Below are 16,002 nucleotides of genomic sequence, written 5' to 3'. Positions count from 1 at the left end.
TCTATAGTTGCGGATTGCCAGAGGCACCCGAGTCATCGATAGAAATCGTTGGTACTGTTAGGTTTTCCAAGAACTTTTCTTTGCTCAATCCTTCAAATCGCGATTCATCCGATGGTGTGTTACGAATGGGTTGGCCTGCCCATACTTTTTGGAACTCAGCTTCTTTAACCACTTGCTCACCATTTACGATGACATAAGAAATACCGGTTGTTGGATTGCCTTGTTCTTTGGCTTTGTAAGTCGCATTATCGGTTACGTTTTCTGGGTCGAAAATGGTGATATCCGCAACCATGCCTTCTTGCATACGACCACGAACTTTCATTGATTCAACCCCCGCATCACCTAGATGCTTTGCTGCCCAGTAAGACGTTTGAGCAAGTGTGAATAACAATGGTACGCCTTCTTCACGTGCCATACGTAATACTTTGCCTCGAGTACCCGCAGTTCGAGGGTGACCTTGATATTCTGTTGGATCGGCATCCCAAGAATCAGTACCTAAACCTGAATAGATAGAATCTGCTGCAACGGTCATGTTTGGAATTTGTAGCCAGTATTTCATCCAATCTTTACGTGCAGGGCTAAACAGAACCACCAAGTGACCCGGTTCTTCAGCGGCAATGACCAGATACTCTTCTTTGGTCAGAAATTTATCGCGTGTTGGGTCGTACATCATTTCTTCATACTTCGCGTTGTACATCCCTTCCACAGACTCCGGTACAAGGAAAGATGAACCAATCGCAGTGGATGCCGCATCATATGGATAGTATTCAGACCACATCACTAAGCCTTTCTCTCGTGCAAGCTTTAGCTTTTCTTCTACTTCCCACCAACCGAAGTCGTTGTTGTGGAGCATCAAAAATGGTAAGTCGAGAAGCATCGCATTGGTAAAGATTTCGTCAAAACCCAGCTGTGCTTCTGGATTTGAAGGGTTAGCGTGAAAACGGGTATGTGATGATACAAATCGGTCCCAGTTTGCTGCGACTTTCATGGACTCGTACATCTCAAATGCCGTCAAACCATCTTTCATATAAGCGGTTGTTGAAGCTAGGTTCAATGCACCTTCTGCAAAGCCTTGATCAAGAACAGAAAGGATTTGGTTCATCTGCTCGATATCAGCTTTGGTCTCAGACCAGCCACTCACACCGTCTTTAGCCGCTTCAGTTCGAAGCGAGCCAAGAATCGTAGTTGCATCATGTGGGCCTGTAATTTTCACTTCAGGATCTAGGATTTGAAGACGAGCTCCTTCGTGGCTGACACCAGTACCGTAGTTCAGTGGCCATTTACCCGCTTTTTCTTCATACCACTCACCGACGCGAATCGCACCGACTTCCAGATCCATACCCGTTGTTACACCATCTAGGGCTGCAAGCTTGATAGATAAACCATCTAGCGAGTGAAAGTGGGTATCAATGAAACCTGGGGCAACCACTTGATTTGTTGCATCGATTGTCTCATCACCGTCGAGTTTTTCTGCCGTGATTTTGATGATTTGACCATCTTTGATCCCGACGTTTAATACAGCATCCAGCATGCTTTCAGGGTCCATCACTCGTCCATTCTCGATAACTAGGTCGTAATCTGCGGCAAAAGCACCTGACGCACCTAGGCACAATGCGATACTAACAAGTCCGCTTATGCGGCCTTTCTTGAATGATTCTTTCATGATTTCTCTCTTTGTTGCTGGAAAGGTTAAAGTGTTTACCTATTTCAGCTGAAATTAATTGTCGTACTGCCGTTTGTATTTCTGGCTTACCTTTGGAAGCTGAGATAATTCTAGCTCAATTTTTATATAACAAAATTTCAGTTTGTCTGATCTAACCCTACAAACTTAAAACTTGAGTTGATGATGAGAGCCTTGGTGTTGGTCTTTAAAAGTGGTTTTCCATTATTTAGACAGAATAGATATTGTTGAGGCATAAAACCAAGATATGAATATCAGCACGATGGCTATCGGTTTGATGGTGATTCAGGCTTTAGACTGGAGTCGCTTTACTTCATCCGTTTATTGAATTCGCTGGGTATCTCACCTTTACTTTACTCTTGTGAGCAAGTCATCGCTTCAGTCATCAAATCATAAGAAAGAAAAGGTGAGCGAACTATGAAGAGTCCAGTAATTGCGGATAACAAACCCGTTAAAGTAGAGCTGACGAAGGGAGAGAAGTATTACTTCTGTACCTGTGGGAAGTCGAAAAACCAACCGTTTTGTGACGGTTCTCATGCCGGTACGGGGTTCAAACCGAAAAGCTTTGTCGCCGAAGAGAGCGGAGACGCCTACCTTTGTCGCTGTAAGTATTCCAACAACCTTCCTTTCTGCGATGGCACTCATAAACAGTTTACTGCGGAACAAATTGGGCAAGAAGGCCCTGAAGTTAACATTCAAGCGACAGCCCCTGATTTATCTCCAGCGGCAACCGCAACCAAAGAAGAGCCTACCGTGGAGTTTATTCATCAGTTAGCGCGTGATGGTTTATCTAAGGTTGGGCATCATGGGCCAATGACCTCTATGGGCGTGCCAAGACATCTATTACCTCACTGGGACGATATTCAAGTGATGGTCGCGCAAATGGCGACTAAGCCTTTGCTAGAAAATGTGCCTGTTGGTACCGAACTGATTATTGGCCCCAAAGCGAAGAAGCCGCTTAAATTGGACATCTCTTTGTTTGTGTCTGATATGAGCTTTGGCTCGCTATCTGAAGAAGCAAAAGTCTCATTGGCGAAAGGTGCCGAACTCGCAGGGACGGGTATCTGCTCCGGTGAGGGCGGTATGTTACCCGAAGAGCAAGCGGCGAACTCTCGCTACTTTTATGAATTAGCCAGTGCTCAGTTTGGTTACGATGAAGCTAAGCTCAAAAACGTTCAAGCCTTCCACTTTAAAGGCGGGCAGGGTGCCAAAACCGGAACGGGCGGGCACTTACCGGGCGCGAAGAACATAGGCAAGATCGCGGAGGTGCGTGGCATTGAAGCGGGCACGGCAGCGATTTCTCCACCCACCTTTGTCGACCTAAACACGGTCGAGGATTTTAAAAAGTTCGCCGACCGTGTTCGAGAGGTGACAGGCGGTATCCCGATTGGCTTTAAGTTAAGTGCCAATCACATCGAAGAAGACATTCAGTTCGCGCTTGATGCCAGTGCCGATTACATCATCTTAGATGGGCGTGGTGGCGGTACAGGGGCGGCGCCAGAAATGTTCCGTGACCATATCAGTGTTCCCACTATTCCAGCACTCGCTCGCGCTAGAGCGTATCTCGATAAACAAGGGGTCAGTGACAGAGTCACATTGATCATCACGGGCGGCTTGCGCGTGCCGATGGATTTCGTAAAAGCGATGGCGCTTGGTGCTGATGGTGTCGCTATCTCAAACAGTGCCATGCAGTCGATAGGTTGTGTGGCGGCGAGAATGTGTAACACCAATAATTGCCCTGCTGGTATTGCAACTCAAAAAGCCGATTTACGTCAGCGTTTGAATGTCGAGAAAGCATCGAACCAGCTTAAGAACTTCTTTGAAGCCTCGACAGAATTAATGCAAGTGATGGCGAGGGCATGTGGGCATGATCATTTGAATCAATTTAACCCTCATGATTTGGCAACATGGAATCGCGAAATGGCCGAGCTATCCGGTGTCGCTTACTCTGGTGTCTGTCCATTAAATCACTTTAAGTAAATAATACTTCGATAAAGCACACTCAATGTATTTTGGGTGTGCTGACTTTTTCCTGTGTAATGCCAACCTATGTTAAACCTTTCATAATTAACTGCTTTATAAGTGTTTTTAAACTATTTCCTATATTTTGAAAATATCGCCTTACCTCAAGTTAACTTGAGGTTTATCATCATCCCCAATCTAAAAACACAATCTATCACCTTGTCGCCTAGTGCAGGTTTTGATGTTATCAAACAGACGTTACGAATCTTCAGTTATGAATTTTGAGCTCCGTAATTGAAGTCATGAGTGCAAAAAGGTGAGAAAAATGAACAAGGATCAACAATGAAAGTATTAGCGATTGGCGCGACCAACAGTACAACATCAATTAATCAACAACTTGCAGCGTACACCGCAGGTTTAGTCGAAGGCGCGCAAGTCGAGGTGCTCGACCTTAATGATTTCGAGATGCCAATTTACAGCGAGAAAAGAGAGCAAGATTCAGGTGTTCATCAACACGCTCAACGCTTTTTTAGCAAGATTGGCGAAGCAGATGCTGTGGTCATTTCTTTTGCAGAGTATAACGGCTCATACACCGCAGCCTTTAAGAATGTGTTTGATTGGACATCACGAATCGACATGAAAGTGTACCAAGGCAAACCTGTTGTGATGCTCTCCACATCACCAGGCCCAGGCGGCGCAAACTCTGTGTTGTCGTCTGCGGTAAATTCGGCACCTTACTTTGATGCAGATGTGAAGGGGTCGATGTCGGTGCCAAGTTTCTACGACAACTTTAATGTAGAAACGGGTGAGATCATCAATACCGAAATGGCCGAGAGCCTGAAATCGATCATGAGTCAGATCTAACTGCTTCAGTGAGTGAGAGAATTACTACATCGGTGCACAGATAAATAGATAAATAAGTAGATACATACATAAATGGCCATCAAGCGATGGCCATTTAATTGCGTCATTGTCTATTGTGATAACTCTGCTGCGGTGTCAACGAAGATACCTTGAATGTCTTTCGCTTCACGCTCAGTTTGACCACCGTGTTTTAGAAACGCACCGATAATTGCTGCGGTTTTCTGCTCTTTTGCGCGCTCTAAGAAGTAACGAAGTTCTAGTTCAGCGCCCGCTTGCTCATCTTTGATTGAGGCAGCGATGATCTCTTTGTACATCACGATATCACGTACTTCTAATTGGCTGATTACACCGAGTGTCGCTGCTAAGAAACCCTCTAGCTCTGCCTTCGGTACAAACTGCGTGATGATGTTACGCTCTTCTGCTTGTTGAGCCGTAAAATCGTTACCAAGCAGCAAAGCTTGTAGCGCTTTGTTTTTGCCCATGCGTCTTGCAAATTGAACTGCGCCTTGGCCACCCGTTGGGATGTTTACATGAATTTCTGGTTGTGCGAACGCCGAGTTTTCAGTGCCGTAAGCAAGGTCACACGCCATCACAAATTCATTACCGCCCCCACGAGCTACGCCATCAACTACCGCGACAGAGACTTGTTTCATCGCTTTAATGTTCTCAATCATGTGGTTGAATTCAATCGAACCAGCTTGTCCACCTTGTGTACCGTTGATCACATTGAGATCTAGGTGAGCCAGAAAGAAGCTCTCATGTAATGATTTGAAGACCACAACCTTAGTATCACGATCATCTTTCAATGAAAGTACAAAGGCATTGATCTCGTTGATCAAGTCGAAAGTCAGCACGTTCACTGGTGGGTTGTTGATCGATACTGTTGCGATGCCATTTTGGTTAGTCACAGATAGTAGTGTCATGGGGTGTTCCTCTATTAGGTCGGGACTGAATGTTGTCTCCGTTATGTGCAGCTACTATAGATTTGTAATAAGATGAGAAAAATAGTCATATTGGCACTTGATTGGTGCCTTAAATGCAACAAAGGGCGTTATGGATATATCGAGTCGTTTATTATTGTTACTTGAAGTGGTTGAGCTGGGTTCGTTTGTCAAAGTGGCGGAGCAAAGAAACGTCGACCGTTCCGTTATCTCTAAACAGATCAGCCGTCTTGAAGAAGAGCTGGATGTTCGGTTACTCAATCGAACCACTCGTTCGTTATCTCTGACAGCTGCAGGCAATGAGATGGTCAATCAAGCGCATCAGCTTCGTGCACTGTTGAACGATACTCGACGCTTGGCGCAAAATTATCATGCAGAGCCTCGAGGGTTATTAAGAATCACCAGCTCGACCATGTTCGGTCGACAATATGTTCAGCAGGCGATTGCGGTTTTCCAGAAGCAGTATCCAGATGTTGATTTTGAATTGAGACTCGAAGACCGAATCGTCGATATGGTTAAAGAAGGGTTTGATATTGGTTTCCGTATTGGTAAGCCCAAAAACTCCAGCCTAATCAGCCGTAAGATAGCCAGAAGTCGATTGCTGATTGTCGCTTCACCTGAGTTCATTGCTCAGCATGGCGAGATCAACACCATCGAAAAGTTAGAGTCATTACCTGCGACTATCTATGCCGCTCCGGGTTTGTTGATTGATAAGTTTTCTTATGTCGATCAAGAGGGGCAAGCGCAGCATTTCCAGCTTAATGCCGCTTATAAAGTGAATGACGTTGAGATGATTTCCAAGAGCGCGCTAACTGGCAGTACTCTCGCGGTTGTCACGGCGCAGATGATTGAAGATGAAGTGCTCAGTGGAGAGTTAGTGCCTATTATGACTCACTTAAACTTGGATGACTTTGGCACTTTCTATGCGGTGTACCCACATCGAGATGCACCCATAAAAACCAAGCTCTTCATTGATACATTGAAAACCATTGTCGGTGAAGATAAACCTGTGTGGGAGCAAGGCATTCCCGGGTTTGACGACATGTATGGTAATCAGCGAACAAAATCATAGCTCAAAAAAATCAATACGTTAGGTTGCTTTGTTGCGCGTATTTTGTAATCTAGCCCAAACCTAAGTTTGAACGCAAACTTCAAGTTAAAATGAACTATAGTATACTGGTTATTATCAGGAAGAAACGGCTATTCAAACAGGAAGTGAAAGATCATGAGAAACATCGTATACCTCACCATAGGCCAGTTGGCTGAGCGCAGTGGCGTGGCTCCTTCGGCCTTACGCTTTTACGAAACCAAGGGGTTGATTGCTTCAATTCGTACTAACGGAAATCAGCGCCGTTATCAGTCGGCGATGTTGAGAAGAATTGCTTTGATACAAGTCGCGCAGTCGATAGGCTTCACGCTGGAAGAGATCACCGAAGAATTATCGACACTGCCGATGAACCATACCGCGACTAAGCGAGACTGGGAGCGGGTTGCTAAGAAGTGGCAGGGTCAACTCGACAGCAAAATGGCGCAGATTAAATCGCTACAAGAGAACTTAACCGGCTGTATCGGTTGCGGATGCTTGAGTATGCAAAAGTGCAACTTGCTAAATCCTGATGATATCTTGCATGACCAAGGGCAGGGCGCACAACGAATTGTTGAACAGACTAACTGAGTTCCCGAAAGGCATGGAGCAACGAACTAAGTTTCAGGTGTTTGCTCAATGGGTTAAGCAACAGTTGTGACCGAATAGCGTGCCTAGACAAACACGAATTATAGGTCTAGTTTAGGTTGTTCTTTCAATAGAAGAAGAGGTTAGTTATGTTCAGCCATGTTTTTCTCGGTACCGAAGATATTGTACGCGCGAAGGCTTTTTATGACCCAATCATGAAAGTGCTTGGTTATAGCGAAGGCTCTGTTGATTCTAAAGGGCGCTGTGTTTACGTTAGTCAAACAGGTGTGTTGGGCTTAACGAAGCCGATTGATGGTCAGCCTGCGACTCACGGCAACGGCATGACGGTGGGTTTTCTTGCGTCTTCTCCTGAAGTTGTAGATGAGTGGCATCGAGTTGGCGTCGAAAATGGCGGTACCAGCATTGAAAATGGCCCCGGAGCGAGAGGTTCTGACGAGCGTCGCTTGTACATGGCTTATTTGCGAGATCCTGATGGAAACAAGATTTGTGCAACGCACTTTATGCCGTAGTTTACGTTATGCCATCGTTCATTTTATGCCACAGTGGCGTATACTTAGTTCATATTGATGGTTCGGAGTTGGCTAAGTTGCGGCTCTGGACTTGTTAGCTTCCCGATAACTCAAAATTTTGCAAAGGACTGGCTAGATGAAACCGAACGAACTGTTTTATGAAAGTTTTGAGCGCTGCCGGATTGACCAAGAATTTCTCGAAACGTTTTTGGCTGATTTTTGCGAGCATAACCCAAGGTTTTCAGAACGTTTTGAAAATATAGGGTTAGAGCAACAAACCAAGATGCTTAAAGCCTCGATCATTCTTATCTATAACTCTGCTGGTCTACCAAGCGTGCGTAACTCAGTAAAGAAATTGGGTAAAAGGCATAAAGACCTAGGGCTGGATATTTCCGAGATTGAGCTCAACGAGTGGTTCAGTTCGTTACTCAATACAGTTAAAAAATATGACCCTCACTACGATGAAAGCGTCGAACAAGCTTGGACAGAAACTCTCGAGGCCGGCTTAACTATCATGAAGAAAGAGTGCGTAGTTCCAAACACTGTGAATAACTAGGTCGTTGATGGGTAGTTTTGCTTGTTCGTTAGTTAAAACCGGCATTAACTCTTGAAAGATTGACATTGTCAGGTAAGCCTAACGATATCAGGCTTACCTCTTATTGTTTGACTAGAAATGAGCAGCCCAACCAATCAGGAACCCTTGCGATGCGGTATCGTATTCAAAGGTCCCCTTGTTTTCGTAATCAACCCAGGTCGATTTGTAGGCAACATTTAAGTCAGACCAACTGTTTATCTGGTATCGCACGCCAGTTAACAGAGATGAGGTAAAGTTGGTGTCACTACCAAGCCCTGCATCAATGGTTGCGTGAAACTTCCAATCCTTATTGATCTGCGTTATCCATCTCACACCTACTTGGTAGTCAACCCAATCTTCATCAAGTGATCGGTCGACACTTAACCTACCACCTGAACCGTAAAGCTTGGTATCAATGTCGTTATCCCACCAACGAAGCCCAAACAGATAATCAATCGTGCCAAAATCGTATTGGTAGCGCTTAAAACCCTTCACATCTAAAACACCTTGTCGGATATCAAGGTTGCCTCTTAATAACTCTGCGTTGGATCCTAATACCGAGTTTGTTTTTCCGCTTAGTTTCATGAAGCTGTAGTCAATGTAATAGCCCCATTGATTGTCATAGTCACCCTCTAAACGCACCATTGCGGTCATATCAAGATGATCCATGATGAATGAAGGATCAACATCAACATCTGCTGACAAATTACCAATGGTGCTGTCTCCACGAATATTGAGTGCGAGCGCGTAGATTTCGAAACTATGTTGCCACTTTTTTGTATCCATCGGTGTACTTGCTTCTTGCGCACTTACGGTTGAACTAGCCATTAATACTGATGCGATTAGGTAACGCCATTTAGCCATATCGATATCCTTATCTTTTGTGTGAAGTAGCAAGTTTATGAATGTGCCTTCCGGGGGGCAATTTTCATATATGCAACTTGTATATTGCTGATTGTAGACTATGTTTTTTGAAATGAGCCAAGTTAAAAGAGTTAGGGTATGAAGCCACAGAGTATTTTCTTGTTCGTTGCAGTTTTAGGTTTAACACCTATTGCACTGTCTTATGGTTATGCCCCCGTAGTCTCTCTTGACTATCTATTTGGTATCGACGCCACACCCATCAACGTTACTCATATCTTTCGTGCAGTGATGGGGCTTTATTTAGCTCTGGCGTTGTTTTGGGTGTTTGGCGCACTGTTCAAAAAGTATCGACTGCCAGCGCTCTATAGTTTGGTGGTATTCATGTTGGGTTTAGCTGCCGGACGAGTCATCAGTTTGGTGGTGGATGGCATGCCGCATTGGCTACTTTTTGTTTATCTAATATTGGAGTTGGGCTTTGGTTTAGTTGGTTTAAAAATGATTCATAAAGAGCAATCTGAAACAGTATAAGGACATTCTATGAAAAGGATTTTCCACCTTGTTGTGATGAGTGTGTTGAGTAGCTTTTCGCTATCGGCATGGTCAGCACAAGAGCAACCGAATATTTTTGTTATCTTCACGGATGATATTGGGATCTCAAACCTGAGTGCTTATCACAATGGTGTGATGAGTAGTGAAACACCAAACATCGATAGTATTGCTGAAAAGGGCATGCTACTCACAGATTATTATGCGCAGCCATCGTGTACGGCCGGGCGCTCTGCATTCTTAACGGGGCAACTTCCTGTTCGAACAGGCATGCACTCTGTTGGGTTACCGGGTGGCCCAGTTGGTTTAAGTGCTGACACGCCAACGCTTCCTGAGGTTCTTAAAACCATGGGTTATGTGACGGGTCAATTTGGTAAGAACCACCTTGGTGACCGAGATGAATTCCTACCAACAATGCACGGATTTGATGAGTATTGGGGTTGGTTGTATCACTTGAATGCAATGGAATACACAGAAGATCCAGATTGGCCAAAAGATGGCTCTTTGGATGCCTTTGCACCTCGTAATGTCATATACGCAAGATCAGACGGTAAAGGTGGTCAAACGATCGAAGACGATGGTGCATTGTCGATCGAGCGTATGCGTACACTCGATGACGAAGTAAATAAACACGCGATCAACTTCATCGAAAGGGCGGTTGAGGCGGATAAGCCCTTCTTCACTTGGTACTGTCCATCACGCGGTCACGTTTGGACGCACCTTTCACCTGAATACGAAGCGATGCTCGGCCAAAACGGTTGGGGCCTTCAAGAAGTGGTCATGAAAGATCTTGATGATCACGTCGGTGAGATGATGGCGAAGATGGAAGAACTCGGTATTGCCGACAACACCATCATCATTTTCACTGCCGATAACGGCCCTGAGATCATGACTTGGCCTGATGGCGGCATGACACCTTATCACGGTGAGAAAGGCACAACTTGGGAAGGTGGCGTAAGAGCCCCTGCTCTGGTTAGCTGGCCGGGTAAAATCCCTGCGGGTACTGTAGGCAATGGCATCTTTGATGGTATGGACTGGTTACCCACTCTGGTCGCTGCGGCTGGTGGTCCAACGGATCTAAAAGAAAAACTGCTGAAAGGTCACGATGGCTTTAAAGCGCACCTTGATGGTTACAACCAAGTGGATATGCTGACTGAGAAAGGCGAGTCAAACCGTAAAGAGATCTACTACTACGAACGAGACAAGCTGCAAGCGGTTCGTGTTGGTGATTGGAAAGCGCATTTCGTGGTTCAGAATCACGGTTGGAGTGGCCCGAAAGAAGAACTTAACGCGCCATTGCTGTTCAACCTGCGTCGTGATCCTTACGAGCGAGCAGCTGAAGAGTCGGGTATGTACTTGAAATGGATGGGGCAGAAGATGTGGGCATTTGGCCCTGCTCAAGCGGCGGTACAGCAACACCTAGCGACCTTCAAAGAGTGGCCACCTAAGACGCCAGAAACTCAGCCAGACAATACCGGTGGTGTGGGGAATTAGCGTACACTCACTTCCAGAACCTAAATAAACAAAGCTCAGCCCCTAAGTTTTAGAAACCTAGGGTGTTGGGCTTTTGTTTTGCTAAAAGAAAAAGGCTATCAGAAGAAGTGAACTAGTCCTCAAGAGGAAGCTGATAGCTGTTTTTCAACTCTTTTACTGAGATGTTGGACTGAATCGCACTCACGCCTTTCACTCTTCGAATCGAGCTAATACGCTCAAAGTACTCTTCTAAATCTTTCGCCAACACTTGCACCATGTAATCGGCGCCGCCTGCAATGCAGTGACACATTGGAATCCAATCGGTTACCGCGACAAACTCTTCGAACGGTTCTGTGTTTTCAACTTCATGATTGCCTAGTGTTACAAGGGTAAAACCAGCCACATGAAAGCCTAATTTCTTACGATTCAGCTTAGCGGCGTAACCATCGATATAGCCAGTTTCCTCCATGCGTTTCCAACGACGCCAGCATGGGGTTTCGCTGAGGTTGACCTTCTCTGCGAGCTTGCTGTTGCTCATGCGTCCGTCTTGCTGGATATGCTCTAAGATGGCGATATCTGTGTCATCTAACACTTCTTTGGTGGATTCTTTCTGTTTCATGGCTATTTTAGAAAAGTCTTGCTCAAATTTGGATTAATATTAGCCTATATAGCAATTTAATTCCTAGTCGAATCTGTAAACTCTCTCCCTATAAATACTTTACTTATTAGGAGTGAGAGGAAATGAGCTCTCAATTAATGCTGGCGTTCTTGCTATTTTCAACATCAATTGCAATTACCCCTGGGGCAGGCAATATCGCATTACTTGGGATTTCAAGTCGTTATGGATTTGCTGCGACTTTACCTTTTATCTCTGGGAACGCTGTTGGCATCATCATCGTACTGGCGGGTTCTAGTGTCGGTTTGGTGAGCCTATTTACCCTTTACCCAGAGCTATACAGCATTTTGAAATACGCGGGTGCGGCTTATTTGCTGTTCATGGCGTGGTCGATTGCGAATATGCAAATCGAAGAAAGCACCACCGACAATCGTTCAGGCTTTGTGTCGGGTGTGTTGGTGCAGGTGTTAAATCCTAAAGGTTGGATAGCGTCATTAACCGTGTTTTCGCAGTTCATCACTCCGAATGCAGATTACTTGATTCAAGTCGTGACCATTACCGCGGGTATGGTGATTACCGGTGTACCGTGCATGTTGGTGTGGGCGTATTGCGGCACTATGCTTAAAAAGCTACTGCAATCACCAAAACAGATGATGTTTGTGAACCGTTGCTTGGGCGGAAGCTTAGCGATGGTGGTTGCCTTTATGCTTTATCAACCGGCGTAAATCACAAAGAAAAAAACCACTCCTAAATCCATAGGAGTGGCGTCTAAATGTCGACTAAGTCGTTAACAGTAAAGAATTAAGTTAACAAATATTTAAGGAACTTGAGTTAAAAGCTTTAAGCTTTTCAGTGTAAAGATTAAGCGGTTTCTGCCTCTTTAACTGGAGCTGAGTTACGAATTAGGTGGTCAAATGCACCTAAGCTTGCTTTTGCACCTTCACCCATCGCAATGATGATCTGTTTGTAAGGTACGGTTGTTACGTCACCCGCTGCGAACACACCTTTCATTGATGTTGCGCCATGAGCGTTAATTTCAATTTCACCGCGTGGTGAGAGCTCAACTTTCGAACCCTTCAACCATTCGCTGTTTGGCATCAGGCCGATTTGAACAAAGATACCTGCGAGTTCAATCTGTTTAAGTTCATTGGTGTTGCGGTCTTTGTATTCCAGACCGGTTACACGGTTGCCATCACCAATCACTTGCGTTGTTTGTGCCATCTTGATGATTTCGATGTTTGGTGTTGCGTTCGCTTTGTCGATAAGTACTTGGTCAGCGCGCAGTGTGTCCGCAAACTCAAGCACAGTTACGTGTTCCACGATACCTGCTAGGTCGATAGCCGCTTCAATACCTGAGTTACCGCCACCAATAACCGCTGTTTTCTTACCTTTGAACAAAGGACCGTCACAGTGTGGGCAGTAAGCGACACCTTTATTGCGGTACTCTTGCTCACCCGGAACGTTCATTTCACGCCAGCGCGCACCAGTACTGGTGATCACCGTACGAGCTCGCAGTGTTGCACCGCTTTCTAACTCAATATGGATGTAACCGTCTTCTGTGTCTTCTGCCGCAATGATGTTTGCAGCGCGCTGCTCAGTCATTACTTCAACACCGTACTCTTTTACGTGCTCTTCAAGGCTTGCCACTAACTTAGGGCCAGTTGTCGCTTTCACAGAGATAAAGTTTTCAATCGCCATGGTATCCATCACTTGACCACCGAATCGGTCAGCAACAACACCAGTGCGAATGCCTTTACGTGCCGCATAAATTGCCGCTGAAGAACCCGCAGGGCCGCCGCCTACAACCAATACATCAAACGGTGCTTGTTGGTTTAGGTTTGCCGCTTTCTTTTCTGCTGCGCCTGAATCGACTTTGTTCAATATTTCAGCCAGTGACATACGGCCTTGACCAAATAGCTCACCGTTAATGAATACGCTCGGTACTGCCATGATGTCGCGAGACTTCACTTCGTCTTGAAATGCTGCGCCGTCGATCATGGTTGTCTTAATCAGAGGATTAATCGCCGACATCATGTTGAACGCTTGAACTACTTCTGGACAGTTTTGGCATGATAGCGAGATGAAAATCTCGACATTAAGCTCTTGATCTAATTCTTTTACTTGCTCGATTACGTCAGCTTCAAGCTTGATAGGGTGACCACCACTATGAAGCAGTGCCAGTACCAGTGAGGTGAACTCGTGACCCATCGGTAAACCTGCGAAGCCAATCGCTGTACCTTTCTCTTGGTTCACCACCTGCATGATAGGGCTGCGAGTGCTTGCGCTATCATCGCGAGTCACTTCAATTTTGTCAGTGAGAGAGGCGATATCATTCGCCAGATCTTGAAGTTTGTTTGCGGTATCGCTGTTATCAAGGCTCAGCACTAACTGAACATTGGTTTTTAGGTTTTCTAGGTATGCTTTTAGCTGCTGCTTCATTGCTTGATCTAACATAATCGTGCCTGCTCTTAAATTCTGTGTCTTGGTATTGACCAATACCTTCTTGCTGAAAAAGGAAAATAAAAAGGGGGCGCAAGTCGGCAAATATTGTGTTGTTGATGTTTTGAAAGGGTGGCGCGCAACTGCCCTTTAGGAGGGAGGCCGAAGCGCGCCTGTAGAACCGTTTTATTTGTTCTTTTTAGATAGGCTTAGATTAAATCTTACCTACTAGGTCTAGAGATGGCGCTAGAGTCTCTTCGCCTTCTTTCCATTTAGCTGGGCAAACTTCACCTGGGTGAGCGGCTACGTATTGTGCTGCTTTAACTTTGCGTAGTAGGTCTTCAGCGTCACGGCCGATGCCTTCAGCTGTGATTTCCATTGCTTGGATAACGCCTTCAGGGTCGATTAGGAAAGTTGCACGGTCTGCAAGGCCCTGACCTTCACGCATAACGTTGAAGTTGTTGGTGATGTTGCCTGTTTGGTCGCCTACCATGAAGTATTCGATAGTGCCGATTTTGTTAGAAGTATCGTGCCATGCTTTGTGAGAGAAGTGAGTGTCAGTTGATACTGAGTAAACTTCTACGCCGCGAGATTGAAGCTCTGCGTATTTGTCTTGTAGGTCAACTAGCTCAGTTGGACATACAAACGTGAAGTCTGCTGGGTAGAAGAAGAATACAGCCCACTTGCCTTTAACGTCTTGCTCAGTGATTTCTACGAATTCGCCGTTTTTGAATGCTGTTGCGTTGAATGGTTTGATTTCTGTGTTGATCATGATTCGGCTCTCTTTCTAATTTGTAGTGTTTAACGCTATCCCGCGTCGATGGAGCTATATTGCATTCGCACCGAAAATTAGTGAAATCGGACATTTCTATAGATTCAATAGGCGAATCCTATCTTCGAAAGGAAAGGACTATCGGTAAAAGCTATCAACAAAAACGATTAACAAAAGCCATCAAACATCAGCAACCCCAATTTGAGTAGCTATGCTTTTTAGGTTGCTCTCTATTTAGGTAAGCAGTATTTGGTTCAGTATCTATGTAGGTAAGGGGAAGTACGGTTTCTTTACGCGAGTTGAGTTGTTATACCAATCTGTAAATAACAAAAAATTATCATTAATATAATTTATGATAATTTCAGTTAATCGTCGCATCTCCATATACTCTCTCCATCGAAACGAAACACCGAAGCTAATCTTCGGAAAGCACAGAATTAAAAACGAATTTGGAGCAAGTTATGAAAATGAATCACGTAGGCATCATGGTTGGCGACATGGACAAAGCAGTAGAGTTTTACACGAAAGCGCTGGGTCTAAGAATCGTAATGAACAACACCAAAGTAATGGAAGAGCGCGAATCAGCAATCGGCCGTATGTGTATCGCAGTATTTGGTGAAGGCTTCAAAGGCTTCAACATTGCACACCTAGTCACATCTGATGGCATCGGTGTTGAGCTGTTCGAAATGAAAGATCGCCAAGAGCGTCACGAAGTTGATTTCTCTCGCCTAGGCATCTTCCACTTCTGTCTACAGCTTCCAAAAGAACAGTTCCATTCAGCTATCAAGCGCGTTGAAGAGTATGGCGGTAAGGTTCGTATGGACATCATGCGTTACCACCCAGAAGACGAACTAAAACAAGCACAAATGGTTTACCTAGAAGACCCGTTTGGCAACCTATTCGAATTCTACTCGCACACATACGAAGATACGTACGCGACTGATTACGAGTAATAGCGTTACTGCCTTCCATAGGTAGAAAAACCGAAACACCCCCTAAAGAGGATTGGTAGCGATACCAATCCTTTTTTTGTGTCTGTAGGGCTTAATTTAGGTTCATCGCGGCTTT

General features: G+C 45.1%; 16 protein-coding genes. 10 read left to right on the top strand and 6 right to left on the bottom strand.

The features are described 5' to 3' along the window. Nucleotide 1: 1 nt before the first annotated feature. On the bottom strand, nt 2–1,663 hold the full coding sequence (locus tag AB4558_RS17635; protein ID WP_017071822.1) for an amidohydrolase family protein: 1,662 nt from the start codon (nt 1,661–1,663) through the stop codon (nt 2–4). A gap of 435 nt (nt 1,664–2,098) precedes the next feature. On the opposite strand from AB4558_RS17635, the gene AB4558_RS17630 reads away from it, so the two are divergent. Beyond that, the gene (locus AB4558_RS17630) at nt 2,099–3,661 is read left to right on the top strand and encodes a glutamate synthase-related protein (protein WP_372072968.1); all 1,563 of its coding nucleotides are present in this window, start codon (nt 2,099–2,101) and stop codon (nt 3,659–3,661) included. Between the two features lie 324 nt (nt 3,662–3,985). After that, complete coding sequence (locus AB4558_RS17625; RefSeq protein ID WP_372072966.1) at nt 3,986–4,507, top strand: NADPH-dependent FMN reductase; 522 nt, start codon at nt 3,986–3,988, stop codon at nt 4,505–4,507. Nucleotides 4,508–4,617: 110 nt separating this feature from the next. Here the strand turns inward: AB4558_RS17625 and AB4558_RS17620 are convergent, their stop codons facing one another. Continuing rightward, nucleotides 4,618–5,430, bottom strand: coding sequence for an enoyl-CoA hydratase/isomerase family protein (locus tag AB4558_RS17620; RefSeq protein WP_136975921.1), 813 nt, complete (start codon nt 5,428–5,430; stop codon nt 4,618–4,620). 130 nt (nt 5,431–5,560) lie between these two features. Here AB4558_RS17620 and AB4558_RS17615 point away from each other — a divergent pair, with 130 nt between their 5' ends. From AB4558_RS17615 to AB4558_RS17600, 4 genes are all read left to right on the top strand, one after another. Beyond that, nucleotides 5,561–6,520: a LysR family transcriptional regulator gene (locus AB4558_RS17615; RefSeq protein WP_012604456.1), complete on the top strand. Its 960-nt coding sequence runs from the start codon at nt 5,561–5,563 to the stop codon at nt 6,518–6,520. Between the two features lie 153 nt (nt 6,521–6,673). Beyond that, complete coding sequence (gene soxR, locus AB4558_RS17610; RefSeq protein ID WP_017062186.1) at nt 6,674–7,123, top strand: redox-sensitive transcriptional activator SoxR; 450 nt, start codon at nt 6,674–6,676, stop codon at nt 7,121–7,123. Between the two features lie 146 nt (nt 7,124–7,269). Beyond that, the gene (locus tag AB4558_RS17605) at nt 7,270–7,650 is read left to right on the top strand and encodes a VOC family protein (RefSeq protein WP_372072964.1); all 381 of its coding nucleotides are present in this window, start codon (nt 7,270–7,272) and stop codon (nt 7,648–7,650) included. A 136-nt stretch (nt 7,651–7,786) separates the two neighbouring features. Continuing rightward, entirely contained in the window at nt 7,787–8,206 is a 420-nt protein-coding gene (locus AB4558_RS17600; RefSeq protein WP_372158961.1) for a globin, read from the top strand. Nucleotides 8,207–8,317: 111 nt separating this feature from the next. Here the strand turns inward: AB4558_RS17600 and AB4558_RS17595 are convergent, their stop codons facing one another. Continuing rightward, nucleotides 8,318–9,088: a DUF481 domain-containing protein gene (locus AB4558_RS17595; RefSeq protein WP_102320542.1), complete on the bottom strand. Its 771-nt coding sequence runs from the start codon at nt 9,086–9,088 to the stop codon at nt 8,318–8,320. A 138-nt stretch (nt 9,089–9,226) separates the two neighbouring features. On the opposite strand from AB4558_RS17595, the gene AB4558_RS17590 reads away from it, so the two are divergent. Both AB4558_RS17590 and AB4558_RS17585 read left to right on the top strand, forming a co-directional pair. Continuing rightward, nucleotides 9,227–9,616: a DUF4345 domain-containing protein gene (locus AB4558_RS17590; protein WP_017071827.1), complete on the top strand. Its 390-nt coding sequence runs from the start codon at nt 9,227–9,229 to the stop codon at nt 9,614–9,616. Between the two features lie 9 nt (nt 9,617–9,625). Beyond that, nucleotides 9,626–11,128, top strand: a complete 1,503-nt coding sequence (locus tag AB4558_RS17585; protein WP_372072962.1) for an arylsulfatase — start codon at nt 9,626–9,628, stop codon at nt 11,126–11,128. A 112-nt stretch (nt 11,129–11,240) separates the two neighbouring features. Here the strand turns inward: AB4558_RS17585 and AB4558_RS17580 are convergent, their stop codons facing one another. Further along, nucleotides 11,241–11,726 (bottom strand): Lrp/AsnC family transcriptional regulator, encoded by a 486-nt coding sequence (locus AB4558_RS17580; protein ID WP_102320540.1) that lies wholly within the window; start codon nt 11,724–11,726, stop codon nt 11,241–11,243. Nucleotides 11,727–11,848: 122 nt separating this feature from the next. Between AB4558_RS17580 and AB4558_RS17575 the strand changes: the two genes are divergently transcribed. Next, nucleotides 11,849–12,448 carry a LysE family translocator gene (locus AB4558_RS17575; protein WP_372158960.1) on the top strand — a complete coding sequence of 200 codons (600 nt, stop codon included), beginning with the start codon at nt 11,849–11,851 and terminating at the stop codon, nt 12,446–12,448. Between the two features lie 136 nt (nt 12,449–12,584). On the opposite strand, the gene ahpF is transcribed toward AB4558_RS17575, so the two are convergent. After that, entirely contained in the window at nt 12,585–14,177 is a 1,593-nt protein-coding gene (gene ahpF / locus AB4558_RS17570; protein ID WP_372158959.1) for an alkyl hydroperoxide reductase subunit F, read from the bottom strand. A 199-nt stretch (nt 14,178–14,376) separates the two neighbouring features. Further along, complete coding sequence (gene ahpC, locus AB4558_RS17565; protein ID WP_372158957.1) at nt 14,377–14,934, bottom strand: alkyl hydroperoxide reductase subunit C; 558 nt, start codon at nt 14,932–14,934, stop codon at nt 14,377–14,379. 461 nt (nt 14,935–15,395) lie between these two features. On the opposite strand from ahpC, the gene AB4558_RS17560 reads away from it, so the two are divergent. After that, on the top strand, nt 15,396–15,887 hold the full coding sequence (locus AB4558_RS17560; protein ID WP_029406249.1) for a VOC family protein: 492 nt from the start codon (nt 15,396–15,398) through the stop codon (nt 15,885–15,887). Nucleotides 15,888–16,002: the final 115 nt, after the last annotated feature.

It is taken from the genome of Vibrio sp. 10N.222.51.C5, assembly GCF_041474575.1.
GTDB lineage: Bacteria > Pseudomonadota > Gammaproteobacteria > Enterobacterales > Vibrionaceae > Vibrio > Vibrio crassostreae_C.
The sequence above is the reverse complement of the archived record's forward strand: the minus strand, read 5'-3'. Positions and strand labels throughout refer to the sequence as shown.